Consider the following 23,120-nt stretch of genomic DNA (forward strand, 5'->3'; position numbering starts at 1 on the left):
CTTGACCGCAAATGCCTCACCTACTCAGGCTGCTCGCCATATTCCTCATAATAGTGGTGATGGTGATGATGGTGGTAATCGTACGGCGGATAGTAATGATGGTGGTGGTGGTGGTGGTGATAATAATAAGGATAGTCGGGATAGGCTGGGTAATATTGCGCTGCTCTCACATTGGCGTTTCCTGAAGCCGTCCTGTTGGCGAAGGCCACTCTGGCCGCCGCGGCATTCGCCGCACGTAGAAGGGCCGCCGCATTTGGTATGGGCTCCAGCAGCTCGGCGTAAGAGCCTGGGTTCATCAGCCCGGCGAGATTCGCCGTAGAGGCTTGCGCCGCGCTCCCCGACGCCACGGCGGACATTGCGCCAATCATTCCAACAATCTTCTTATCCATCTTCTTCCTCACCACAGGATTTCGTTTACGAAATCCGGGACCTGACAGTAGACGCGCCGGCGCTCAAGCCGCAAAAACGAGTCGAGCCCGCACGGATGCCCATCCTTTGAGGCTCTTTTGAGGGAGATTTCGGTGCTACCCCAAAATTCAAGCCTTTTGCGACGAGCGTTTTGGCGTCAGCCCGGCAGCGCCTTATGGATACGCCCCTTCCGATGAATCGGCTATGAATGGAATATGGCCTGCTGAGGTCAGCGCCGCGAAACCCGCACCTATGAAGACGGTTCGGCGCTGACAGTCGAGCAGACCGAGTGCTTTTGTCGCCCGATCTTCGTCCGCGTCTTAAGGGAGCGCCTGCCTTAGCGGCCAGAGAAGGAGTTTAAGTTTTTCGCGCAGGGATCTTGGGGCTCGCGTTTCCCAGCGGATTCATAAATGCTCTGTCGCCATCGAATTATCGATTGGCGCCACCACGATAGAAACAACGAAGCCGCTGCATTAAGTTCATCAGTCTATGCAAAAGGCGGCCAGCGATAGGAATGTCAATTGCAAGAATTGCCAAGCCGAGCGGGAACATCCAGAAGCCCACCAACGGAAGAAAACCTAACAACCCGCCGAGAATAAGCGCAATGGCCGCCGGAATTCTCACAAAGCGCCATCGTGGTTCCTTCAGGCGCTCGATCACGCGCTCGCTTCGACTTCGGATCGGCTTGTCAGCAGGACTATTCATGTCGAAAGGCCTCGCGATCCGCCGCAGAATTGGACGTTCGCCAAATATAACGTCGGCGCCGCGGCCAGACACTTTCTTCGTTTCGGCGAAGTCATTTCCGAGCGCCGATCATGCGCGGGAGGCTCGGCCGCACGAGCCCATCCTTATCACGCAGATGCCAAATCGCCGCGCCGACGCCGTCTTCGAAGATCACGCGAGATCAAACTCGTCGGCATTGCGAAGCCCGCGCCGCGACATGCCGGCCCAGCCGGGAAGCGCGCCAAATATCTCTGGCCTCTTTCAATTCAGATGCTTCTCATTGAATAAATGCCGACTCGCTCGGCGAAATCGTGACCTATGGCGCGCGTAATCATATTTGGGAAATCCCGTGCTTTGTTCGGCCCCCTACGATCCAAATATCCATAGTCAGGCAGGCTAAATCAAACGGTGACTTCATGAGCGCAGACGTGTCGGACCATGAGACCGCCCAGACCCCGGCGCTTTGGGCGCTAAAAAGTCGGACCCAAGCGTCCGTTCTGCTTGGCGCGACGGGCGTCGGGATCTACATTTGTTACCGGCTCGCCCTGCCATTTCTGCCCGCCCTGACCTGGGCGCTCGCGCTGGCGATCTTGTTCGCATCGTCCCATCGAGCGATCGAATCCAGACTGAAGTGGCCAAACCTTGCAGCGACAATCTCCGTCGTTGTGGCAGCGCTCATCGTTGTTGCGCCGGCGATTTTCGTGGCCGAACGGCTCGTCAATGAAGCCGCAAAAGGCGCATCTGTCATCCAAGCGCAAATCGAGGCAGGCGCGTGGCGGCGCGCAATTGAAGCGCATCCGCGGCTGGCGCCCGTCGACGAATGGCTCCAACAGCAAATCAACCTTCCCGCGATTTTCGGCAATGCCGCGTCCTGGTTGACAAACGCGGGCGCAACGTTTGTGCGGGGGTCGGTGGTTCAACTCGCTGGCGTTCTTCTTACATTCTATTTTCTCTTCTATTTTCTGCGCGACCGTCGTTTGGCGGTCAAGTCGCTGAGGCGCCTTTCACCCTTATCTCCGGTGGAAATGGACCGCCTCTTCGTTCAGGTAGTCGATACCATTTACGCCACGATCTATGGCACGGTGGTTGTCGCCGGCGTGCAGGGCGCTCTAGGTGGGCTAATGTTTTGGTGGCTGGGGCTTCCGACGCCGCTGCTTTGGGGCCTTGTCATGGGCTTGCTGGCCGTCGTGCCGGTCTTGGGCGCCTTCATCGTTTGGATCCCCGCGACGATTTTTCTGGCGCTCGACGGAAGTTGGACGAAAGCCGTCATCCTCGGCTTGTGGGGCGGGGCGGTCGTGAGCACCATCGATAACATCCTTTATCCCATACTGGTTGGCAACCGTCTCAAGCTTCATTCCGTTCCCGCGTTCATTTCCCTCATTGGCGGGCTGAGCCTATTCGGGGCCGTCGGCCTGATCCTTGGGCCCATTGCCGTGACGATCACCATGACGCTTCTCGACGCATGGCGAACGCGGTTCGCGGAAACGAAAGAATGAGTGAATCGCCGCCCGACCAGCCGAGGACCAGACCCTGGCATTGTGGTGCGCCAGCTGAGGTGCTCGAACGCTTGGGCGTAACGGCGGCCGGATTGACAAGCGCAGATGCAAGAAGGCGGCTCGCAGAGCACGGACCAAACGCGCTGAAAGAGGCCAAGCCGATCAGTCCTTGGGCGATTTTCTTCGCTCAATTTAAGAGCGTCGTCATCTGGATCTTGATTGGCGCATGCGTGGTTTCCGCCATGCTCGGCGAGGCGCTCGACGCATTTGCGATTCTCGCCATCGTTGTTCTGAACGCAGTGGTTGGCTTCTACCAAGAATTCAACGCCGAGAAGTCGATCGCCGCTTTGAAACAGATGACGGCGCCCCAGGCGAAGGTTTGGCGCGATGGCGCAGTAACGACGGTTGGGGCCACCGAAATTGTTCCAGGAGATATACTGGAAGTCCAGTCCGGTGATCTCGTCGCGGCCGACGCGCGGTTGTTGAGCGCCTCGTCGCTCGCATGCGTCGAAGCCGCCTTGACTGGCGAGTCCGAGGCCGTCGCCAAGAGCCCAAAAGTGTTGGATCAGCTTGAACTCGCGATAGCCGACAGAGAAAACATGATCTTTATGGGCGCGAGCGTGGCGGCCGGAGTGGGTCGCGCCGTCGTCGTCGCCACCGCGATGCAGACTGAAATTGGGGGCATCGCAACCCTCATCAGCGAAGCGAGCGGTGAAGAAGAAACGCCGCTCCAGCAAAAGCTTGAAGCCTTTGGCCGCATGCTCCTGTGGGCCACCCTCGGGATCGTCGTCCTGCTGTTTACCCTTGGGCTCGTGCGTGGGACGGAGATCTTCCAACTCTTTCTGACTTCAGTGAGCCTTGCCGTCGCAGCCTTGCCTGAGAGTTTGCCGGCTGTCGTTACGGCAGCGTTGTCTCTTGGCGTAATGCGAATGTCCCGGCGTCGCGCCTTGGTACGGAGACTGGCGTCCGTGGAGACGCTCGGTTCGACGAACGTCATATGCACCGACAAGACTGGGACGCTCACCGTCGGGCAAATGACTGTTCGCGCCTTGTTTGTCGGAGGGAGGGCCTACGAAGTTACCGGCGAAGGGTACGGTCCTGAAGGCGAGATCCGCTTCGATGGCAAGGCGACCGAGGGAGGCCACGCCGCACAATTGCGGCAGATGGCCGAAATCCTCATAGGCTGTAACAACGCGCATCTTGAATTGGAGAATGGCGCTTGGAAAGTCATTGGCGATCCAACGGATGGCGCGCTGCTTTCGGTCGGATACAAAGCGGGAGTCTGTAAGGAGGAAATCGAGCGGGGCTTGCCGAGGCGCTACGAAATTCCCTTCGATTCCGATCGCAAGCGCCATTCGGTCGTGCGTCTGCTCCCCGACGGGCGACATCGCGCCTTGGTGAATGGCGCTCCCGAATTGCTGCTTTCTCGCTGTGCGTACATTTTCAGCGATGTCGGCGTGCGGCCGCTGACCGACGCGGACCGAGCGCAGCTCGCAGAACAAAATGCCGCCTTCGCCGGCAACGCACTGCGCGTCCTTGGATCGGCATTTCGCGACTTCGATTCCATGCCGCCCGATCGGCTCACCGCAGAAAGCGTCGAGCGCGACCTTGTTTTCGTCGGTCTTTCCGGGTTGTACGACCCGCCTCGGCCTGAAGCGAAAGCTGCTGTGTCCAAATGCCACGCCGCAGACATTCGGGTGGTGATGATCACCGGCGACCAGCCGCGCACCGCGGTTGCGATCGCTCGCGAACTCGGCATCGCCGACGATGCGAAGGCGCTGTCAGGCGTCGAACTCGATAAGCTTACGGATGACATGCTCCGCGAGCACGTCCCCAGCATTGCTGTCTACGCCCGCGTAAGCGCCGAACACAAGCTCCGCATTGTTAGAGCCTGGCAGGCAAACGGCGCCGTCGTCGCTATGACCGGCGACGGCGTGAACGACGCCCCCGCGATAAAGGGCGCTGATATCGGAATTGCAATGGGTCGTAGCGGCGCAGAGGTGACGAAACAGGCGTCTGATATGATCCTCACCGACGACAACTTTGCGACCATTGTCGCCGCCGTCGAAGAAGGTCGTGGAATTTACGAAAATATACGAAAGACCCTTCAATATCTGCTCGGCGGCAACACCGGCGAGCTGATGCTGATGACTATCTGCGTTGTCATTGGCCTGCCCGCGCCGCTGCTTCCGATCCACTTGCTCTGGATCAACCTCGTCACTGATGGCCTCCCCGCGTTGGCCCTTGCGGCGGACCGGGTCGATCCCGAGGTCATGAAACGGCGCCCGCGCACGCGGCGCGAGCGCATCGTCGATAGCGGCTTTTTCGGGATGATGCTTCTTACCGGCGTGCTGACCTCGGGCGTGTCCTTCGCGGCATATGTGTACGGACTAAAGTCCACGACGCAGGAACTGGCCCGAACATACGCGTTCTCGGCTCTAGTCTTCGCCGAGCTCCTCCGAGCCTTTGGCGCTCGCAGCGAGACTCGCACCATTTGGCGCATGAACATGCGTTCAAACGTCAGTTTGCTCGTCGCGATCGCGGCGCCAATCTCCATTCAGGTCTGGAGCCAACATAACGAATTGCTCGCAAGCTTTTTCAAGACGACGCTGATCTCCTACGGCGACGGCCTAATATTACTTTCTGTTTCGGCATTGCCTCTGTTCGCGCTCGAGGGCGTCAAGTTATTTTCCCGCCCTGCAGTCGCGTCTTGGCGAGGGGAGACGAGATCGGGTGAGGGAGGGACAGGGAGCGAGATCACCGTCGACGATGCGGCGGTTCATGGCCAATCCGATCGGAGCACGCCTCAATCCGCTTCCCCGGCGCGGTGGGGCCGCCAAATAGCGGCTGCCTCCCTCGCCCTTCTGTGTTTTGGAAGCGGATGGCTTTACTGGTCCCGGTACGGCGGCGGCGCCGTTCACTATGTGACTGAAAAGCTTGAGCGCGGTTCCGTCGTCCGCACCGTGACCGCGATTGGGATCGTAAATCCGACAACGGCCACGCCAGTCGTCGCGCGCGCCTCAGGCGTGATCCACGAACTCTATTGTGACACCAAGACGAAAGTGAAGGCCGGCCAGCTCTGCGCAAAAATCGATCCCCGTCCCTATCAACTCTTTGTCGATCAGGCCAAGGCCGATCTTGCGGCAGCCGAGGCTCGGCTCGAAAAGGACAAAGCCGATCTGGCCCCGGCGAAAGCAGGTATCGAGGGCGATGTGTCGCTGTCGAAGCGACGGGCAAATTCCCGGAAAGCGCGCGCAAAGTTGCGCAAGGCCTATGCGCGGGCGCAGGAGCAGATGAAGCTCGACGAGGCGATCGTCGCCAATCTCCAAGCGGCGCTCCATGTCGCCGAGGCCAACCTGCGCGATGCGGACGTCATTTCCCCCGTCGATGGAATGGTGGTCTCGCGCAATGTCGAAATAGGCCAAACAGTCGCGCCAGCGACGCGCCTCTTTCTCGTCGCAACAGATCTCGCCTTCATTCGCGTCGACGCTAATGTCAGCGCCAAGGACATCGGCGAGGTGAAGCTCGGCGACAAGGCCACGTTCCGCGCGGTGTCGTTCCCAAGCCGGAATTTTACTGGAGAGGTGACGCAAATCCGTCCCTCGCCGCATATGGCCGAGCAGGCCGCTAACTATGATATCGTCATCGCCGCGCCCAATCCGGATCTTTTGCTCGAGCCCGGCATGACGGCGGCGGTCAGGATCGTGACCGACAGACGCCACGAGGTCCTCCGCACGCCGGATCAAGCGCTGCGCTATTCGCCGGGGGGCTCCACCGTCCCGAACGACGGCGGCGGCCCGGAAGCGCCGCCGGTGGGCTCGTCGCGTCTTTGGATCCTTCGCGATAAAAAGCTGATGGCGATCCCGGTCGAACTCGGACTCGGCGACGGAGCCTATACGGAAATTGTCAAAGGCGACCTGCTGCCAGGCGACGAAGTGATCGTTGGCGAAAGTCGCAGCGCTCGCGAGAAAACGACTGCGCCGGCGGCACGTCGAACCGGAAATTGAGTTCAAGAAGCCGCCGTCCAATGCTCAGGGTGCCGTCGCAGAATCAGGATAGCCGCTTCCGTTCCCGGAGCGCCGGCGCCTGGAAAGGTGTTCTCGCAGCCGAACGAAGAGGATCCCGCCGCGTCGCTCTGTAAAATATAGACGACGCCTTCGCCGCAACTGACGCCACGCCTCGATGGCCGACGCGGCGGCGTCAGCCAGGATAAGAGTGATGGCTTCATTCTTGGCGCTGGAGGAGCCTACCTCCAAGCGCCGATTTCGTTGAAAAAGTCGGAAAATGAGCGGTGACGAGAATCTCGACTTTACGCGCGGAGAGCGCTTGCGGCTGATCATCATCGTGACCAATCTCATACGAAGGCTCCACGCCGCAAAACTCGCCTTTCTGCTCGACTCCAAGTCGGCTTTATATGGCCCGCGCGAGCCTGTCGCGCAAAGTGTTGGCGGGGCGGATCGGGGTTTCTACACCCCGATCGCTTTGAGCCGTCCCATTTGAGATGAGGTGAACCCTCGGGCGGCTAAGCGACACGATGTGACCTGACACGGGCGTAGTGGTCCGGCTTTTTGAGTTAGTTGTCTGGCAGATTTCCCAATATTGGAGTGTGAATAGACCTCGACATGTGGACCCCAATCGGCGTGGGGTCAAGCAGTTAGACGATTGATATTACGAATTGATTTGGCTAACGGCTAGGCCGATTGGGGGCACAACTCCGAGCCGGTTTACAATTGAGTGTTAAGACTCACAGTGGGGAACTCACCAAGAAATCATTGGGCGTCCGGCGGTTTCCTCGTGAGGATCTTGCGGCCCGTGAACATTGCCGACGTGATGCTGCCGCCCTCGTGAATCTCGGTGAGAACGACTGCGAGGATGTGGAGAGTTATGACGACTGCCAAGGTGTAAAATGCAAACTCATGGACTTGGACGAACGGCGCGCGGAATGCGCGCATGGCTTGATATGACGCCTTGTCGATCAAGTCGGAGGCGCCGGGCTGAACCGATGTCGGGTCAACTCCCGGAGCGGCTACCCATTGTGCGAACCAGTGCCCGAATGGCGGCCAGAACAGGTCTGTTCCGGCGATGACGAGCCCGGTTGTCAAGTGGATGAGCAGGAGCAGGAAAAGAACGGAAATTCCGATGCGCGCCAGCGGATTGTGTCCGACGAATTGTTGCGGCTCGCCGGACAAGAAAGACAGCACATAGGCGCGCAAGGACGTCAGATAGCCGGAGCCGCCCGGCAGAATGCCTCGCCAGCCTGTATAGCGGTCGCCGTAGAACGCCCAAATGAACCGCCACAGAAGATTGATCGCCATGACGTAGCCGAACGACGCATGAATGCTTTTCAGCAAGATCTTGCCTCCAGCCGAAAGTCCTAGAGCGTCGTCGTTGAGGATGACGAGCCCGGTCGCAATGAGCGCGAGAACGGCGAGCGCATTGATCCAATGAAACCAACGCGTAGGCGCGTCCCAGGCAACGAACTCCTTAAACTCGGGAGCCACATCGGAGGATGGTCGTTGCGTCATGGTCGAACCTCTTGAAGCGCATTGGCCGCGGCCCGTCGCGGGCGTCCTTTAATTACACTCTCGGGCCGGAAGCGCCCAGCGGCGACGTTCTGCAGCCTATCGGAAAACAGTCACGGACGCGTCATACGTCTTAAATGACGTCCAGCTGACGTTGCGTCAGCAGAGGAGTATAATACTGAAAAAAGCCATTGCAATTTGGCCTATCCAGCGATCACGCCCCGTGAATGGCGTAATGCGAACCGGACTCTCGCGATGGAAGTTACGTGCACGACATCACACTGACTAGATCTTCAGAGGGTTCAGTGCTCACATTCACGATCGGTCTCCTCGGGGTGCGTGACGACCACCGAAATTTGTTCCTGTCCGACGCGGGATTGATGATGGCGATTTGGAGCGGCCCGCGCTGACGTTGCTTATACCGGGTGACATTCAACCCCGATGGATCTTGATTACGTGTCTCATCGATCCTTTGCTGTACTGGCCTTGAATTCGAAGGCTTCGAGGCATGCTCGCGCATATTTGCGTAGCGTCATGTATTTCTCAGTCGCCGTGACCAGCGGGTGCTCCTCGGCGATGTTGGCCAGGGGGCCCTCCTCGGGCTGACTCTCAAAGAGTTCATTTCAACCGGTCTTTCCTCGATCGTAAATCGTTGAACCGGAGATGAACAAAAGCTTCACCCTGGCTTCAGCCGAAAAGGACGAAGTTACTCCTCGGCAGGACGGGAAGCCTGTCATCAGGAGAAACGATCATGACCAAACGTCTTGTCTCTTTCGGCGCCATCCTTGCGATTTTTGCGTTGCCGCTGGCCGTTCATGCTCAGCCCACAGGCGGCGCAGCTGGCGCAGGCGAGTCGACCGGCACGGCGACGCGGGCGCTGGCCGGGGCGCCGGAGGGAGCCGGTGGAGCCGTTCTTTCGGCCGACCAGAGCGCAAAGATTCACGAATACGTCATGAAAGAGAAGAGGCCGTCCATCAAAGTGATGGAGAAAGTGGCTGTCGGCGCAATCCTGCCGCCCAGCATCGAGCTCTATCCGCTGCCGGCGGATTTGGGCGTGAAGAGCGATTATCGCTACAGCCTCGTGAACGAGCATACGGTCCTCGTCGAGGCGAAGACTCACAAGGTCACCCAGATCATCAATTGACGGGAAGGCCGAAGGAGAGCCGCTTTCGCGGTCGCTCTTCTTACGCCGCGGCAAATAGAGGGTTCTCACGAAAAACATTCGTGACGGGATGCAACGCAGCATCAAGGAGACTATGATGACCCGGTATAAGAAGGCGCTTTTGGCAATTGTCACTGCCTTGCCGCTCAGTTCGGCCTTGGCGATCTCGGCGACCCCTGCTTCTGCTCACGACGCCGGCCCTGTTATAGCCGGGGCGATTGGCGGGTTCGCGGCAGGCGCCATCATTGGAAGCGCGATGGGCCACGGCGGCTATTATCCCGCCTATTCCAGCGGTTACTACGAAGGAGGCTACTACCCTCGCCATGAATATTACGCCCCGGTCTATGCCCGGACTTGCTATTTGGAGCGTCGCCCCATCTACGACTCCTGGGGCGATTTCGCCGGCTACCGACGCATTCGGGTGTGTGACTGAAAAGCAGCGACGGCTTTCAAAATTATTTCAGGTTCAATTGACGAGGGCCACTTTTCGAAGGCATCCTATTGCGCATAGACGCGTGGATCCGTAGTAGCGCCTTCCAGCGGAATCAGGGGCAAGCGGTAGCGCCGTTTCTTGTCGAAGAGATCGTCAACCGCCTCCCTTATTTTACGGGCGCGCCGGGACCTTTGACTCACGACGCTGGCGCTCCGCCAGGATCTGACAGCCCCGGTGGTCGGTCATCGTTCGCCAACCGCGGATCTCTTCGCGTGTCCGCAGACACCCGACGCACCAGCCGGTCTTGCCGTCAATCTGGCAGATGTCGATACAAGGTGACTGAACAGTCACGCTAGGCCGACTTCGCTAAGGCTTGCGCCTCCGTCTTCCGCACAGCAGGTCCAGTGCTCTCGCGGTCAGCAGCCGGCAAGAGGCGCGCGGAGTTGAGGATAAACGCCATCTCCGATGCGACGTGGATGAAGGCGGCCATTAGCGGGTTCAATATGCCGACCGCCGCCAGACCGATCCCAACAACGTCGACAAGGATCGTGCCGGCGAAGTTCTGCCAGATGATGCGACGGGTGCGCCGGGCGATCACGAGCGTATCGACAAAGCAGACCAAGTCGTTGCCCAGGAGCACGACGTCGGCGCTCTCCCGCGCGACGTCGGTCCCGGAACCCATTGCGACCCCCACATCGGCTTCAGTGAGCGCCGGAGCGTCATTGATGCCGTCGCCTAGCATGGCGACCGAACGCCCCTGCGCTTTCAGCGTCCTGATCCGCGCCAGCTTCTCGTCCGGCAGCAGGTCGGCCTCCACCTCGCCGATCCCGAGGGATCGGGCCACAGCGTCAGCCACCGCCCTGGTGTCGCCCGTCAGGAGAACGGTGCGCAGTCGCATTCGCCCGAGCGCCTCGATCGCGCGCTTGGCTTCTGGCCGCACGGTATCGGCGACGGCGATGGCTAACACCCGGCCGTCGCGGGCGACGAAAATCTCGGACGCCGCCCATCGCCTGCGGCGAGGCCCGCCGGCATGCAAACGCCGTGATCGGTCATGAGCGCGCGATTGCCAACGTGGACAGTCGCGCCGCCGATAACCGCGGTGATGCCCCGGCCCGGCGTATAGTCGAAGCGCTCGGGCTCGACGATCGGGCGGCCCTGGTCGCCGGCGTGGGCTACGATCGCCTGCCCAAGCGGGTGCTCCGATCGGGCCTCGGCAGCCGCGGCCGCATCGAGAACCGCGTCGGACGAGACACCTTCCGCCGGAACGATCGCCTGAACTTCCGGCCGGCCAAAGGTGAGCGTGCCGGTCTTGTCGAGGACGATCGTGTCCACCCGGCCCAAGGCCTCCAGATAGCGGCCGCCCTTGATGATCGCGCCGAGCCGCGCCGCGCGACCGATGCCCCCCAGGATCGCGAGCGGCGTCCCGGCGGCGATGCCGCACGCGCCAGCCACGATCACGACCGAGATGGTCGAGCGCACGTCCCTAGTGATCAGGAACGTCAGCGCGGCCGACGCGAGCGCAAAGTAGACGAGGTAACCCGCCATGCGATCAGCGAGCCGCTGGACCGGCGCGCGCGAGCGCTCCGCATTCTCCACGGCTTCGATGATCTTGCCGTAACTTGTGTCGCGGCCAATCCTCTCGGCGCGGATCTCGAGCACGCCGGTCTGGTTGATCGAACCGGCGTAAACCGGCGCGCCGGCGGTCTTCTCGACCGGCATGGACTCGCCCGTAATCCGGGCTTGGTCGAGGAACGAATGGCCGCTCAGGACAATGCCGTCGACCGGCGCCCGGCCGCCCGGATTGACCAGCACCGCATCGCCGATCTTGAGTTCGTCAGCGTGAATGTCGCTAATGGCGCCAGCCCGCCGCACCGAAACCGAGCGCGGTAGGAAGTCGAGGAGATCCCCGATAGCCTTGCGGCCGCGAGAGACTGTCATGCCCTCCAAAACCTCGGCGACCAGCACGAACAAGGTGATGACCAAAGCGGTGAAGAATTCACCAATGGCGGCGGCGGCGGCGATTGCGATGGTCATGGACAGCTCCATGGTCATCCGCCGCTCAATAATGTTCTCGAACGCCTCCTTGCAGATTGGCCAGCCGCCGATCAGCAGGCCGGCGACGCCAATCACGCTGACGGCGGCCATAGGCTCCCAGACGCTGAACCAGACCAGCGCCGCGGCGAGCGCGACGAAGCCGATCCGCAGCGCCCCTGGCCACTCGAAGGCGTGGTCGTGATCGTGGCCATGATCATGGCGCCCGTTCGACTCGGCCGAGGGCGCAGTCGTTCGCGCTTGGGGCTCATCGGCGAGCATAGCGGCATCGGTTCGTGCATCGTTTAGCGCCATCGCGGCTGCTCCTCGTCATTATTTCAAGTAGGCGCGGACAACGTCGATGAGTTGTTCAGCGCCCCGGGCCCGCTCCGCGTCGGCGTCATGCGTCGGATCGGAGATGTGGATCCTGATATGATCCTCCATCACCTCGGCCATGAGGCCGTTGGCTGCTCCACGGACCGACACGACGAGTTGCATGACCTCGGCGCATCCAGCCTCGGCCTCCAGCGCGCGCTCGATGGCGTCCACCTGACCGCGGAGGCGACGGACACGGTTCAACAGTTTGCTTTTCTCTTTGACAGTGTGACCCACGCTCGCCTCAGTCTAATACCATAGGGGCTATGGTATTTTGGCAGGCAGACAATGTCCAGCACATCAAAATTCGAAGCCGACCGACATCTCCGCGGTCACTCGCGTTTGAGCGGCCGCTCTAGTGATGTTCACTTCAGACGCCACGCGACAGCCGTCTTAAAAATGCGAGATCAAGGTCCTCGCGTCGATCCAATCGCACACGCGCGGAAAGACATCCGCTAGTCCCAAAACGAGATGGTTGCCGCCGTTGTCGGGATGTCGTTAATTTTGAGACGGCATCTCACGTAATTTCAAGGCGATGGCCGATGCGTTAATTTGAGACAAATGCGTTAATTTGAGAGTCTTTTTGTGTGCACTGCGGAATCATGGTAGCCACCTTGCATGCAAGGTGGCTGCAAGGTGACTCGGCTTGGAAGCGCGCGCCGCACCCCGCAATGTGAGCAAACGGGATGGCGAGCGTTGCTATCTATGCTGACAGCGGCATGGGAAAGACAATGCTGATGCAGCATTTCCTTGACCAGCATAAGGCGGCCTTTGATCGCACTGCGGGCATCGAACGGATACCCGTACTGTCGATGCAGATGGTAAGCCGCCCCAGTGAGAAGCGCTTCTACACACAAATCATGGACATTATCGGGGCGCCGCCCAATCCCCGCATTAGTCTGGTCGATCTGGAAGTGGTCGCGCTTCGAATGCTCAAGCATATCGATCTCAAGATGCTTCTGATCGACGAGGCACACAATATTTTGGCGGCGACCTATAACGAGCAGCGCGCCATGCTAAACTTGCTGCGGTTCATCAGCAACGAATTGCGCGTCTCTGTCGTCTGCTTCGGAGTAGCCGATGCAAAGGAGGCGATCAGTGGCGACGCTCAGTTGGCGCGCCGGTTTCAGGAATATGCGCTTCCGCGCTGGAAGGCCGACGAGGAGTTCCAAGGGTTGGTCATCGGGGTCCGCGTAACCTACCGCTCCGGCGGCCTTCGATCTTGTCTACGCGGGCCTAAAACGCGTCCTTCAAGTATCAGACGGCATCACTTCTCACATTGTCGGAATGTTGCACGAAGCCCCAATTGTGGCGATACAGTCCGAACGGGAGTGCATTGACGACGACCTGATCAGCAACGTACAAGCGCCAGGCGAGTCCGAGATGCGATACGCATGACCTGGACCCTGGCGGACCCTCCAGCAAAGCCGCTGCCGGTTATCCTGAAGCCTCTCAGAGACGAACTGCTCTCATCATGGCTTCAACGTACAGCCTGCTTCTATAGCGTATCGGCGCACGACCTCTTGGTTCAATTTGGCGTCGCGCCGACAACCCAAATCCGAACGATAGATTTTGACCTTCCGGCCTCGGTTCAACACCGCCTGAGTTGGTGTCTCCGGACCAATACGCTTCGGATCCGCAACATGTGCCACTCGATTCCCATCGTGCGGGCTCAGAGGTTCGTGGCGATATCCGAAGCTGTTTCCCGCTGTGCCACCGGCGATCTCAGGTGGCAGGGCAACCCGACGACACGCCCAATCTTCCGCTCCTGGTTCGAAAGCTGGCAGATCTCTTGCGGTGTTTGCCGGCGGCCATTCCATATCCCGCAGAGCAGGAACGTAGAGGCCAAGGCGATTAAAAAGGTACCGGAGACACTCTGGCAAGATGCTATGGCTGGGAGCGCTCTGTTCGCGCAGTACATCAGCGGAAAACCATGCGGGATATTGCCGCCCAAAATTGTGTGGCTGCTGGCATCTGCGCCGATGCGCCGTCATGATGGCGGCGGAACCGGCTTCAGGTTGATCGTTCCCGAAAGCTCTCGTCCGGTTTTCGAAGCCATTCACTCCTCACCGCCTACTACAATTCGGACAAAGAACCCCTTCAAGCGGCTCACCCTATTGGCCGCATTTCATCGATTCGACCAGCATCCGGCTGCTTGGGTCGGCGAATTGGCTGAGGCGGCGACAGAGGCTGGGAGGAGGGCAATCTTTGCTGTGCTGGAAAACCTGCCCTCCACGATCCGCGACGCTCTGACCCACAGAGGCTGCCTGGGCAGGATCTCTGCTGGATACTTAAAGCACGCGAGCCGGGACATCGAACTGCACGATATCCGTCTCAAATTAGCTGTTAATTTGAGACAAATTGACCAAACTTGCCTCAAATTAATAGCTGTCGCATCGCAGCATCTACCCGAATCTCATATTTAACGACATCCCGACAAACAAGATCACTCGCCGATGGGCGAGACGAGGAACACGGCCTTCGGCGCCACGCGACCAGAGGACGGCGTCGGCCTATATTTTCGGGGCCATCTGCCCGGCCGAAGGAAAAGGCGCTGGGCTCGTTCTTCCCTGCTGCAACAGCGAGGCCATGGCTCTGCATCTCGAGGAAATCTCGCTTACAGTCGCGCCCGGCGCGCATGCCATCCTCATCCTCGATCAGGCCGGCTGGCATGTCTCGAAGAAACTGCCGGTTCCAGGCAACATCACGCTCCTCCCGTTGCCGTCAAAGTCACCCGAGTTGAACCCTGTCGAAAATATCTGGCAGTTCATGCGCGACAACTGGCTCTCGAACCGGATCTTCAAATCCTACGACGACATCCTCGATCACTGCTGCTTCGCCTGGAACAAGCTCATCGATATGCCCTGGAAAATCATGTCCATCGGAACAAGAGACTGGGCCTATCGGTCATGATCAAAGAGACTTGGTATTAGACCCCCATGGCGTCCAACAAAGCGCAATTGACCTAGATTCGGATCCTTCGAATCTCCCTGAGGAACTCGCTGACGGCGATCCCGCAAACTCTTTCACCGGATCCTCACCCGCAGGCCCTGGGCGCTCCGCCGCGTCGCCCGCATTGGCCCCGTCGACGGAATCGGGCTTGAATGGCGCCGGCCGCAACCGCGGTAGGTCATCCAGCCGCAAATGACGATAAGCTCTGGCGTCGCTCTTGAACGGGCAGACGGCCCACGGCTCGCCTTCCGCCGACCTCTTACCCACCGTCGCTTTTTCTGCTAGATTTCTCCCATGAGCGCGCTGCCCGAGATCCCAGTCCGGATGACCGTCGCGGAATTCTTCGCCTGGAACCCGCCATCGCCCCAGCTCTGGCAGTTGGTCGACGGCGAGCCGCAAGCGATGGCCCCGGCCAGCATCACCCATGGCGCGATACAAGCTGAACTTTGCAGCCTCATCCGCAATCACCTCGAGGCGCGCTCCAGCCCATGTCGCGTGATCACGACGCCCGGGGTGATCCCCCACGTTCAGTCCGAGACAAATGTCCGCATCCCCGACCTTGCTGTGACCTGTTCCGATTATGACTCTGAAGAAAGTGCTCTTGCCAACCCTGTCTTGCTGATCGAGATCCTCTCCCCGAGCAATCAAGCCGAGACCTGGGCCAATGTCTGGGCCTACACGACCATCCCGAGCGTCCAGGAAATCCTCGTGCTCAAGACGGCCTCGATCGGCGCCGAGCTTCTCCGCCGCAATCAGGACGGATCCTGGCCGAGCAAGCCCTTGACCATGGAGACCGGCGAACTGACGCTCGAGAGCATCAGCTTCAGCGTTCCTCTCGCCGCCGCCTATCGGACGACGCGGCTGGCGGCGAAGACATAGCAAAGGCTCCGATCACAAGATTCCCCACGCTCGATACCGCCCCCGCCCCGTGATCTCGCGGAGGCCAAGTTCGGCGACCATGTCTTGCGCCGCCCGCGGCGTTACGCCGAGTTCGGCCGCGATCATGCCGGCCGAGGCGACCGGCCGCGCGAGAATGAAATCGACCAAAGCGGGCAAGCGGGAGCTGGAACGTTTGCCCTTGAGCTTGCCCTCCAAGCTCCGTCGGGCGAGCAGCCAGCGGTCATGATCCTTCATGCCGGCCTCGGCCCCCATCGCGATCGCCTCCAGGAAGGCGTTGAGCCGCGTCAGCCGATCAGGGGACCGCCGCTTCTCGCGCCGGATGTGGCGCAGCCCGGAATTCAGGCAAAGGAGATGCGCTCGCGTCTTCCGCCGCTCCCGAAGCAGCGCAGGAACCAGCAGATTGCCGAGCCAAACCTGACGCTCGAGCGGCGGATTGGTCTCCCAGGCGTCCCACAGCAGAGCCGCCGCCAGGATGGGAGGATCGGATTGGGACGCCGCGGCGCCGCTCCGCCAGGCCTCCAGCTTCTCGCCATCCTCCCAATCCGGATCATAAATGAGGGATCCCGCACGAGCACGAGCCTTGCTGCGACCAGGCCTCCGGCGAGGAATTGGTTGCTGCTCTCGAGCGCGCGATCCAGCGCTGCGAGCTCCTCTGCGAGTGGGTCTGCAGCGGCATCGTCGGTTGAGCCCGGCGCTGTCTCGTCCCCGCAATCCGCCGCCTCGTCCGCGCGCGTCGCGTCCGCGGACTTGCTATCGCCATCGCCGCGAAGAATGGCGAGGCGCTCTGCGCTCATGGCCCAATCCGGCGCGCCGCCGGCGATCCGCCGACGGGTCCGCAGCGCCGCCTGGGCGCGGGCCAATTCATGCGTCGGCGAACGAACGTCCATCCGCGCGTCATGCAGGACGAGATCCTCGATGGTCACGAGCTCGCCGGCGAGCCAAAGGCTGGCGCAGGCGTCCTGAAAATGCGTCCGGCTGATCCAGCCCTCAGCGATCGGGCTCGACCGCAGCCGTTCGTCGAGCCGGGCGAGCGCGTCTTCCGCGGCGGCGAGCGGACCTGAGATTTTATCCCAAGGGATCGACATAGGATTAGTTTGCTCCCTCATCTGCCGCATCTGCTTTCCAGGGTTTCAGCCGATGCCCGTTGCCCGATGTCATTCGCCGCGCAGTTTTGCGGCGGCGCGGTCGCTGTTCAATCCCAAATTTCTATCTGACAAACCTTCATGTTCCTATGTGGTTGGGCCTTCTTGAATTGAATTCAGTCTGAGAAAAAACAGCGCCCGCTTTTGATTAAGCGCCTCACCTTGAAGTCCTTGCGCAAAACCGGCCGCTATTCTTGACGACGCGGCCGCCGCGCCCAACAACTTAAAGCACACCATTGGTTTTCCGTGCGGTTGGCGGGATTGAAGGCGGGGAGATATTATACAATGGCTCACGGACCCACCAATGCTTCCGTCGCTTGCCTCGGCTTCCTGGCTTTGACGCTCTCCGTCGTGTCGCCGGCCGTTCCCGCCGCCGCGCAAGGTGGATTCTATTCCGGGTATCAAGCTTACCCCTACCCTTATTATGAACCCGCGCCGACCTATCCCGACGCCTACCCCGCCGACCCTGCTATATCCCGCCGGCCGGGCCGCCATAGCAAGCCCTCCGTCTATCGCGAGCCCGTCTACGATGCGCCCTGGGAGCAGCAACCGCCGGCCCAAGCCGACTGCGGGTCTTCCGATCGTGAGGATCCCGAGCGCGGCGTCGATCAGAACCAAACAACGGCCGCGGTGGTGCGGAACCCGACCCAGGAGTCACCGGGAACGATCGTCGTCGACATTCACTCCCGTCATTTGTATCTGGTCCAACCCGATGGCTCGGCGATTCGATACGGAATAGGCGTCGGACGCCGAGGTTTCGAATGGAAGGGCGTCGCCCATGTCGAGCGCAAGGCAGAATGGCCGTCCTGGTTCCCGCCGAAAGACATGTTAAGTCGGCGCCCCAATCTGCCCGACCACATGGGCGACGGCCTTGATAATCCGCTTGGCACACGCGCGCTCTATCTTTACCAGGGCGACAAGGACACGCTGTTTCACATCCATGGAACCAATGAGCCGGAGACGATCGGCAAGGCGGCGTCCTCCGGCTGCACCCGTATGATGAAAGCTGACGCGATCGATCTTTACAAGCGCGTCGAGGTAGGAGCCCGAGTGGTCGTGCACTAACGGCGCAGACTTAAGGCTTTCTCAATACGACATCCGGACACCGCATGATTTCGCGTTCGCGCGGCCGTCGATCGCGAAGGACAGGACAAAGCAACAGAGTCCAACCGTGACCGAGATTTTGCGCCCGCCTTGCTGCTGTTCCTACCCGTTTTCTCGACGACGACAACCGCGTCGGCGACCGCGAATGACTTACTGCGCTCGAAACACACTTGCACGATGGAAGCCAAGTTAATCCCGGGGGCGGTTCCGTCAGCCGCACCGGACCGAATTGCGAATTCGCCCCGCGCCCTTCATCTCCAACCTTTGCGACAAGCGATATAGCAGGGCGAATTATCCTTTGTCCTGTCACTTCGAGGCGAAGGTTCCGCGAAACTGGAACGGAAAAGTTCTTACAAAAAAGTGCGATGTTTTTCCGGCGTGAGCCGGGAACGTCCGCCGTGACCACCGGAGTTCAGCGGAAGGTTTGTCATTTTCTGTACGCTTGAGACCGGCGTAAACCTGGGGCGATATGGGATCAGGGACTTTGGTGAGGCTGGAAACGAGGTGAAGCGTCGCTCAACGCTAAGCGATCGAAACGCCCGCGTTACCGTGATATGGCAGCGGAACACATGTTTTAGACGGCCTCTCTTCTCCACGAGGGGTTGCTCGCATAGACGATCGATGACCCGGCTGCGAAACGCGCTACATGCTGCTATGGTTGGAAGCCCCGCCCTCGGACGCGCCTTCGCCATCGCGCAGAGCTCAAGCCCGGCAATTGCCGCCCAAGCAATTAAACCTTGAATAGGCCTATGCTCAACCTCGATCCTGTGATCCTGAGTCTCGCTGTCGCTGTTGGGATAGGGCTCATGATCGGCGCGGAGCGCGAACGCCGGAAAGAAGAAAGGTCCGCGCCCGCTTCCGCGGGCCTTCGCACGTTTGCGCTCGCATCGTTGAGCGGGGCGCTCTGCGCCATCATTGGCGGCGAACCTTTGCTTGCAGTCACAGTTGGGGGAGTTTTCGCCCTGACCGGCTTCGCCTATTGGCGCGGATATGAGGAAGATCCTGGTCTTACAACGGAAATTGGTCTTGTTGTGACTGTGCTCCTCGGAGGGCTCGCAATGACCCGCCCGGGGCTTGCGGCCGGCGTCGCCGTCGCCGTTGTGATCATGCTCGCGGCCCGATCGCCGCTCCACCGCTTTGTTGGCTCCGTCCTCAGCGTAGATGAGGTCAGGGACGCGTTAATTTTCGCGGCCACGACGCTGATCGTGTTGCCGCTCCTGCCGGACCGGCAAATGGGGCCCTTTGCTGCCGTCAATCCCCACGCGATCTGGATCGTTGTGATCCTTGTCATGGCGATTGGAGCTTTTGGCCACATTGCCGTTCGTTTTCTTGGACCGCGTTTCGGCGTTCCGATCGCGGGTCTCGCATCGGGGTTCGTTTCCAGCAGCGCGACAATTGCCGCCATGGGGGCGCGGGCCGTCGAAACGTCCGCCCTTTTATCGCCTGCGGCGGCGGGCGCTATTCTGTCAACGGTCGCGACCGTCGTCCAGATGGCGTTGCTTCTCGCTGCAACCAATCTGGCAACCTTGCAGGCGCTCGTCACATCGCTCGCTTGCGCGGGCGTAGCCGCCGTCTCCTATAGCCGTTTCTTTGCTGTGCGCGCCTTTCAGGGCGATTCCGGTAATGTTAGCGAGCGTGGTCAGGCGTTCAGCCTCTGGACCGCATTCGGCTTTGCCGCCATGCTTGGCGGGATCTTGCTTGCCTCACGGGCGATGGACGAATGGTTCGGCGAGGCTGGCGTCATTGCGACGACGGCCGTCGTCGGTTTCGCCGACACCCATTCCGCCGCGATTTCGGTCGCCACATTGGTCGGTGAAGGGAAAATGATGGCTTCAGACGCGGCGTTTCCCATTTTGATCGCGTTCTCGACGAACACGATCACAAAGCTTGTTGTCAGCGTAGTCGCCGGCGGAACGGCATTCGCCCTTCGCGTCATTCCAGGGTTGCTCCTGGTGAACCTTGCGGCATGGGCAGGGTGGTTGCTGCGATTTGTCTGAGCCTGGCGCTCCGCAAGGCCGATCATCAGCGCTTCGTGCGTCAGTCTTCGGGGGCGAAGGTCGAGGCGCAAGAAGAGCTTGTCCGCGCCAGAGATTTGTACCGCCGCGCTCGCCGCGGAGATCAGAACCGCCATCTCCAGCCAAAATTTGCGCCAAGGCCTTTGTGCCCCGCTGTGCGACCAATGACCTCAAACCGCTCTCGCTCGCGCTAAAGCCAGAATCACCTCTTTGGCGCTCCCTACAGAGGGCTTGAAGCCGCGCCCGCGTCTTGCCTGAAACGCGCGCCTTCGCCGACAATCACTTCATCGCCCGGCTGCAGATCGCCCTTGAGGATTTCCGTATAGACGCCATCGTCTAGGCCAAGCTCCACTGGGAGCGCGGTTGGCTTTCCATCGCGCAGAATCCAAAGGCGCGGACCGTCGGGCGATGTCCTTGGATCGGCGCCGTCGCTCGCAACCGCGGGATTCCCGGGCGAATAGCGCAAGGCTTGATTCGGCGCGCGGAGGACATCGTCGCGCCTCTCGGTCACGATCCTGACCGTCGCCATCATGCCGGGCTCGAGCAAAAAATCTGGATTAGGCGCGGCGATGACGATATCATGGGTCGCGACCTGCTCAGACGTCTGCAACGATGGCCGGATTTGCGCCACTTCTCCGGCGAAGTGACGGTTCGGGAATGACACGACCCGGAACGTGGCCTTGTTCCCGAGCTTCACCTCGTCGATGTCCTTTGCGCGGACGTTGGCGGCGATGTGAATGACGGCGAGATTTGATCCGACGAGGAAGAGCGGCGTCTGTGAGCCTGCTGAAACCGTCTGGCCTATTTCGACGCTGCGTGCGACCACTGTTCCATCGACGGGCGAATTGACGTCGGTATTGCCGAGGTTGCTCTCGGCGGCATGAAGCGCTGCTTGGAGCTTCGCGACCACCGCCTCGTCGAGTTTCGTCTGCTCTTGCGCCTGCGCATAGGCCTTGCGTGATTTGTCGCGCGCCTTGCGGGAAATGGCGCGATGGTTGGCCGGAACCTCATGGCGGTCTAATTCCGCTTTCGCTTGGGCGAGATCGGCTTTGTCCATTTGGAGCCGAGCGTCGGCTGCCGCGAGATTGGCCTTGGCCTGATCGACGACGATCTGATAGGGGCGCGGGTCGATTTTCGCGCAGAGCTGCCCCGCCTTCACTTTAGTATTGGCGTCGCAATAGAGCGCCTGGATCACGCCCGACGCGTGAGCGCCGACCGGCGCGGTGGCCGTCGGATTGACGCCGCCGCTGGCTGTCACTGTGTGGACGATCGCACCGCGATCTAGCTTCTGCGTCACGTATCGAGCGCCAGCGTCACGATGCAGGGACCAATAGAGTCCGCTGCCCCCGACAGCCGCCAGAACGGCGAGGGCGGCAGCTGCCGTGCGCCACCCCAAGCTGCTCTTGTGGGCGCTTTGCAGAGCGTCTTGGATCGTATCTGAGCGTTCACCGATCGCGCGCGGCTTCCCGACCTCATGCGATGGCGCCTCGGACCGCCAGTCAACAGCTTGTTCGTAGATGTCTTCCTCCTGGGCATTGTGCATGCGCACGAGGGATTCAATTGATTCGATGATGCGTTGGGCGTCCCGGATCAGGTATCGGTCGGATTCGTCTGGACGGAGCCCATCCGTCAGCCGCGCGAGGAGCTTCGCCAGGTGAAGAATCTCACGATGAGCGCGGCTCATGGCGCAAAGCCCATGGCCATCTGCGAGGAAACTCGCGAGTCGGGGATAGACCGAGCTCTCGTCGTCGCGCTCGTGTTCGACGATTTCCTGGCCAACGATGCGATTGGCCTCGACTATGCATTCTACGGCCGTCCCCGCAGCGGCGTCGTCTAGCGCATCTGCGATCTGGCGCAGGCGGTCGAGGCTCGCCGCAAGTCTTTGGTGATCCTCGTGCAGAATTCCCGCGGATTCCGCCGGCATGGCGAGCCGGCGCGGCGCTCGACCCGGACTCAGCGCCCGCAACGCATTGAGGATCACGGCGACATCGATGGCCTCTTGGGTGAGCGCTCCGGCGACGGGGGTCAGCCAGCCAAAGGCGGCGGCCCCCATGGCCACGCCGGAAAGCGACATCCCGACGACAATGCTTTGCAAGGCGATCGCGCGCGTGCGCTGCGCGATTTTGACCGCGTCCGAAACGCGATCGAGCCGATCGACGAGGATCACCACATCGGCCGCCTCGGAGGACGCGCTCGCGCCGCGCGCGCCCATGGCGATGCCGACGTCGGCCGCCGCCAAGGCGGGAGCATCATTGATGCCGTCGCCGACCATCAAGGTCGGGTTGAGCCGCTGTTCGATTGCGACGGCGTCGACCTTGTCGGAGGGACGCGGTCTGCGAGCACTTCGTCGAGGTCGAGCGCGGCGCCGATCGTCTCGGCCGCGTCGGCGCGATCCCCAGTCACCATCACGATCCGCGCCACGCCCGCGGCCCGCAGGGCCTGGACGGCCGAGGCGACTCGCGCCGCAATTCGTCCGCGAGCAGCAAAGCGCCGACCGCGCGCCCTTCCACGGCAACGAAAACACTCAAGGCGGAGCGCCAGGAGGCCCGCCGAAGCGCCCGGCCCGCCCATTCTTCCGGCCGCCCCGCGCCATGGACGATAAAGCTGATAGGAGCCGACCCGAACCTTTCGGCCGCCGACAACGCCCTCGAGCCCGGATCCCATGGTCTCGAAGACCTTTTCCGGGATCTCCAGGACAGGCCCTTGCCGCGCGGCGGCGACGATGGCCGCCGCCACGACATGCTGCGAGGCTTGCTCGAGAGAGGCCGCGAGCCGGGGCGCTTCATTCGGGTCTTCGCCGGAGCGGTCTCGACGGCGACCAATCGGGCTCCGCCGACGGTCAGAGTGCCCGTCTTGT

Annotated in this window: 21 protein-coding genes and 1 pseudogene; 12 read left to right on the forward strand and 10 right to left on the reverse strand. The window is 60.9% G+C overall.

Features of this window, described 5'->3' with window-relative positions; all coding sequences use genetic code 11:
- Nucleotides 1–20: 20 nt before the first annotated feature.
- Complete coding sequence (locus RZS28_RS07800; RefSeq protein ID WP_407340755.1) at nucleotides 21–389, reverse strand: hypothetical protein; 369 nt, start codon at nucleotides 387–389, stop codon at nucleotides 21–23.
- Nucleotides 390–837: 448 nt separating this feature from the next.
- The gene (locus tag RZS28_RS07805; RefSeq protein WP_407340756.1) at nucleotides 838–1,113 is read right to left on the reverse strand and encodes a hypothetical protein; all 276 of its coding nucleotides are present in this window, start codon (nucleotides 1,111–1,113) and stop codon (nucleotides 838–840) included.
- 434 nt (nucleotides 1,114–1,547) lie between these two features.
- Here RZS28_RS07805 and RZS28_RS07810 point away from each other — a divergent pair, with 434 nt between their 5' ends.
- The 3 genes from RZS28_RS07810 (at nucleotide 1,548) to RZS28_RS07820 (ending at nucleotide 7,127) form a co-directional block, all read left to right on the forward strand.
- Entirely contained in the window at nucleotides 1,548–2,627 is a 1,080-nt protein-coding gene (locus RZS28_RS07810) for an AI-2E family transporter (protein WP_407340757.1), read from the forward strand.
- Nucleotides 2,628–2,719: 92 nt separating this feature from the next.
- Nucleotides 2,720–6,634 carry an HAD-IC family P-type ATPase gene (locus RZS28_RS07815; RefSeq protein WP_407340758.1) on the forward strand — a complete coding sequence of 1,305 codons (3,915 nt, stop codon included), beginning with the start codon at nucleotides 2,720–2,722 and terminating at the stop codon, nucleotides 6,632–6,634.
- 277 nt (nucleotides 6,635–6,911) lie between these two features.
- Nucleotides 6,912–7,127, forward strand: coding sequence for a hypothetical protein (locus tag RZS28_RS07820; RefSeq protein ID WP_407340759.1), 216 nt, complete (start codon nucleotides 6,912–6,914; stop codon nucleotides 7,125–7,127).
- 269 nt (nucleotides 7,128–7,396) lie between these two features.
- Here the strand turns inward: RZS28_RS07820 and RZS28_RS07825 are convergent, their stop codons facing one another.
- The gene (locus tag RZS28_RS07825; RefSeq protein WP_407340760.1) at nucleotides 7,397–8,152 is read right to left on the reverse strand and encodes a cytochrome b/b6 domain-containing protein; all 756 of its coding nucleotides are present in this window, start codon (nucleotides 8,150–8,152) and stop codon (nucleotides 7,397–7,399) included.
- Between the two features lie 748 nt (nucleotides 8,153–8,900).
- Between RZS28_RS07825 and RZS28_RS07830 the strand changes: the two genes are divergently transcribed.
- Together RZS28_RS07830 and RZS28_RS07835 are read left to right on the forward strand one after the other, a co-directional pair.
- Nucleotides 8,901–9,293 (forward strand): DUF1236 domain-containing protein, encoded by a 393-nt coding sequence (locus tag RZS28_RS07830; protein WP_407340761.1) that lies wholly within the window; start codon nucleotides 8,901–8,903, stop codon nucleotides 9,291–9,293.
- A gap of 112 nt (nucleotides 9,294–9,405) precedes the next feature.
- The gene (locus RZS28_RS07835; RefSeq protein ID WP_407340762.1) at nucleotides 9,406–9,744 is read left to right on the forward strand and encodes a hypothetical protein; all 339 of its coding nucleotides are present in this window, start codon (nucleotides 9,406–9,408) and stop codon (nucleotides 9,742–9,744) included.
- A gap of 171 nt (nucleotides 9,745–9,915) precedes the next feature.
- Here the strand turns inward: RZS28_RS07835 and RZS28_RS07840 are convergent, their stop codons facing one another.
- The 4 genes from RZS28_RS07840 to RZS28_RS07855 are packed head-to-tail and all read right to left on the reverse strand — an operon-like array spanning nucleotide 9,916 to nucleotide 12,387.
- Nucleotides 9,916–10,095, reverse strand: coding sequence for a DUF1289 domain-containing protein (locus RZS28_RS07840; RefSeq protein WP_407340763.1), 180 nt, complete (start codon nucleotides 10,093–10,095; stop codon nucleotides 9,916–9,918).
- 1 nt (nucleotide 10,096) lies between these two features.
- Nucleotides 10,097–10,711 carry an HAD-IC family P-type ATPase gene (locus RZS28_RS07845; protein ID WP_407340764.1) on the reverse strand — a complete coding sequence of 205 codons (615 nt, stop codon included), beginning with the start codon at nucleotides 10,709–10,711 and terminating at the stop codon, nucleotides 10,097–10,099.
- Complete coding sequence (locus RZS28_RS07850) at nucleotides 10,705–12,090, reverse strand: heavy metal translocating P-type ATPase (protein ID WP_407340765.1); 1,386 nt, start codon at nucleotides 12,088–12,090, stop codon at nucleotides 10,705–10,707. The genes RZS28_RS07845 and RZS28_RS07850 overlap by 7 nt, the downstream gene beginning before the upstream one ends.
- A gap of 18 nt (nucleotides 12,091–12,108) precedes the next feature.
- Nucleotides 12,109–12,387: a metal/formaldehyde-sensitive transcriptional repressor gene (locus RZS28_RS07855; RefSeq protein ID WP_407340766.1), complete on the reverse strand. Its 279-nt coding sequence runs from the start codon at nucleotides 12,385–12,387 to the stop codon at nucleotides 12,109–12,111.
- A 449-nt stretch (nucleotides 12,388–12,836) separates the two neighbouring features.
- On the opposite strand from RZS28_RS07855, the gene RZS28_RS07860 reads away from it, so the two are divergent.
- The 4 genes and pseudogenes from RZS28_RS07860 (at nucleotide 12,837) to RZS28_RS07875 (ending at nucleotide 15,981) form a co-directional block, all read left to right on the forward strand.
- A complete protein-coding gene (locus RZS28_RS07860) occupies nucleotides 12,837–13,490 on the forward strand; it encodes a TniB family NTP-binding protein (protein ID WP_407340767.1) in 654 nt (217 codons plus the stop codon).
- Between the two features lie 54 nt (nucleotides 13,491–13,544).
- Nucleotides 13,545–14,576, forward strand: coding sequence for a hypothetical protein (locus RZS28_RS07865; protein WP_407340768.1), 1,032 nt, complete (start codon nucleotides 13,545–13,547; stop codon nucleotides 14,574–14,576).
- A gap of 13 nt (nucleotides 14,577–14,589) precedes the next feature.
- Nucleotides 14,590–15,063: pseudogene (locus RZS28_RS07870) on the forward strand (IS630 family transposase); the annotation flags it as partial.
- 333 nt (nucleotides 15,064–15,396) lie between these two features.
- Nucleotides 15,397–15,981, forward strand: coding sequence for a Uma2 family endonuclease (locus RZS28_RS07875; RefSeq protein WP_407340769.1), 585 nt, complete (start codon nucleotides 15,397–15,399; stop codon nucleotides 15,979–15,981).
- A 12-nt stretch (nucleotides 15,982–15,993) separates the two neighbouring features.
- Here the strand turns inward: RZS28_RS07875 and RZS28_RS07880 are convergent, their stop codons facing one another.
- The gene (locus RZS28_RS07880; RefSeq protein ID WP_407340770.1) at nucleotides 15,994–16,713 is read right to left on the reverse strand and encodes an RHE_PE00001 family protein; all 720 of its coding nucleotides are present in this window, start codon (nucleotides 16,711–16,713) and stop codon (nucleotides 15,994–15,996) included.
- A gap of 152 nt (nucleotides 16,714–16,865) precedes the next feature.
- Here RZS28_RS07880 and RZS28_RS07885 point away from each other — a divergent pair, with 152 nt between their 5' ends.
- The 3 genes from RZS28_RS07885 (at nucleotide 16,866) to RZS28_RS07895 (ending at nucleotide 20,245) form a co-directional block, all read left to right on the forward strand.
- Nucleotides 16,866–17,063, forward strand: a complete 198-nt coding sequence (locus RZS28_RS07885) for a hypothetical protein (RefSeq protein ID WP_407340771.1) — start codon at nucleotides 16,866–16,868, stop codon at nucleotides 17,061–17,063.
- Between the two features lie 366 nt (nucleotides 17,064–17,429).
- The gene (locus tag RZS28_RS07890) at nucleotides 17,430–18,209 is read left to right on the forward strand and encodes a L,D-transpeptidase (RefSeq protein ID WP_407340772.1); all 780 of its coding nucleotides are present in this window, start codon (nucleotides 17,430–17,432) and stop codon (nucleotides 18,207–18,209) included.
- A gap of 788 nt (nucleotides 18,210–18,997) precedes the next feature.
- Nucleotides 18,998–20,245 carry an MgtC/SapB family protein gene (locus RZS28_RS07895; RefSeq protein WP_407340773.1) on the forward strand — a complete coding sequence of 416 codons (1,248 nt, stop codon included), beginning with the start codon at nucleotides 18,998–19,000 and terminating at the stop codon, nucleotides 20,243–20,245.
- 238 nt (nucleotides 20,246–20,483) lie between these two features.
- On the opposite strand, the gene RZS28_RS07900 is transcribed toward RZS28_RS07895, so the two are convergent.
- Nucleotides 20,484–22,535, reverse strand: coding sequence for an efflux RND transporter periplasmic adaptor subunit (locus tag RZS28_RS07900; protein ID WP_407340774.1), 2,052 nt, complete (start codon nucleotides 22,533–22,535; stop codon nucleotides 20,484–20,486).
- Entirely contained in the window at nucleotides 22,535–22,999 is a 465-nt protein-coding gene (locus RZS28_RS07905; RefSeq protein WP_407341074.1) for a hypothetical protein, read from the reverse strand. The genes RZS28_RS07900 and RZS28_RS07905 overlap by 1 nt, the downstream gene beginning before the upstream one ends.
- Nucleotides 23,000–23,120 lie beyond the last annotated feature (121 nt).

This window comes from Methylocapsa polymorpha, from assembly GCF_045689225.1.
GTDB classification, from domain to species: Bacteria; Pseudomonadota; Alphaproteobacteria; order Rhizobiales; family Beijerinckiaceae; genus Methylocapsa; species Methylocapsa polymorpha.

Coding starts and splice junctions, on each gene's coding strand:
- RZS28_RS07835 (WP_407340762.1), top strand. CDS start 9,406: ATGATGACCCGGTATAAGAAGGCGCTTTTGGCAATTGTCACTGCCTTG.
- RZS28_RS07895 (WP_407340773.1), top strand. CDS start 18,998: ATGCTCAACCTCGATCCTGTGATCCTGAGTCTCGCTGTCGCTGTTGGG.
- RZS28_RS07890 (WP_407340772.1), top strand. CDS start 17,430: ATGGCTCACGGACCCACCAATGCTTCCGTCGCTTGCCTCGGCTTCCTG.
- RZS28_RS07900 (WP_407340774.1), bottom strand. CDS start 22,535: ATGGTCGGCGACGGCATCAATGATGCTCCCGCCTTGGCGGCGGCCGAC.
- RZS28_RS07825 (WP_407340760.1), bottom strand. CDS start 8,152: ATGACGCAACGACCATCCTCCGATGTGGCTCCCGAGTTTAAGGAGTTC.
- RZS28_RS07875 (WP_407340769.1), top strand. CDS start 15,397: ATGAGCGCGCTGCCCGAGATCCCAGTCCGGATGACCGTCGCGGAATTC.
- RZS28_RS07820 (WP_407340759.1), top strand. CDS start 6,912: ATGAGCGGTGACGAGAATCTCGACTTTACGCGCGGAGAGCGCTTGCGG.
- RZS28_RS07860 (WP_407340767.1), top strand. CDS start 12,837: ATGGCGAGCGTTGCTATCTATGCTGACAGCGGCATGGGAAAGACAATG.
- RZS28_RS07850 (WP_407340765.1), bottom strand. CDS start 12,090: ATGGCGCTAAACGATGCACGAACCGATGCCGCTATGCTCGCCGATGAG.
- RZS28_RS07865 (WP_407340768.1), top strand. CDS start 13,545: ATGACCTGGACCCTGGCGGACCCTCCAGCAAAGCCGCTGCCGGTTATC.
- RZS28_RS07810 (WP_407340757.1), top strand. CDS start 1,548: ATGAGCGCAGACGTGTCGGACCATGAGACCGCCCAGACCCCGGCGCTT.
- RZS28_RS07885 (WP_407340771.1), top strand. CDS start 16,866: ATGCGTCGGCGAACGAACGTCCATCCGCGCGTCATGCAGGACGAGATC.
- RZS28_RS07805 (WP_407340756.1), bottom strand. CDS start 1,113: ATGAATAGTCCTGCTGACAAGCCGATCCGAAGTCGAAGCGAGCGCGTG.
- RZS28_RS07800 (WP_407340755.1), bottom strand. CDS start 389: ATGGATAAGAAGATTGTTGGAATGATTGGCGCAATGTCCGCCGTGGCG.
- RZS28_RS07830 (WP_407340761.1), top strand. CDS start 8,901: ATGACCAAACGTCTTGTCTCTTTCGGCGCCATCCTTGCGATTTTTGCG.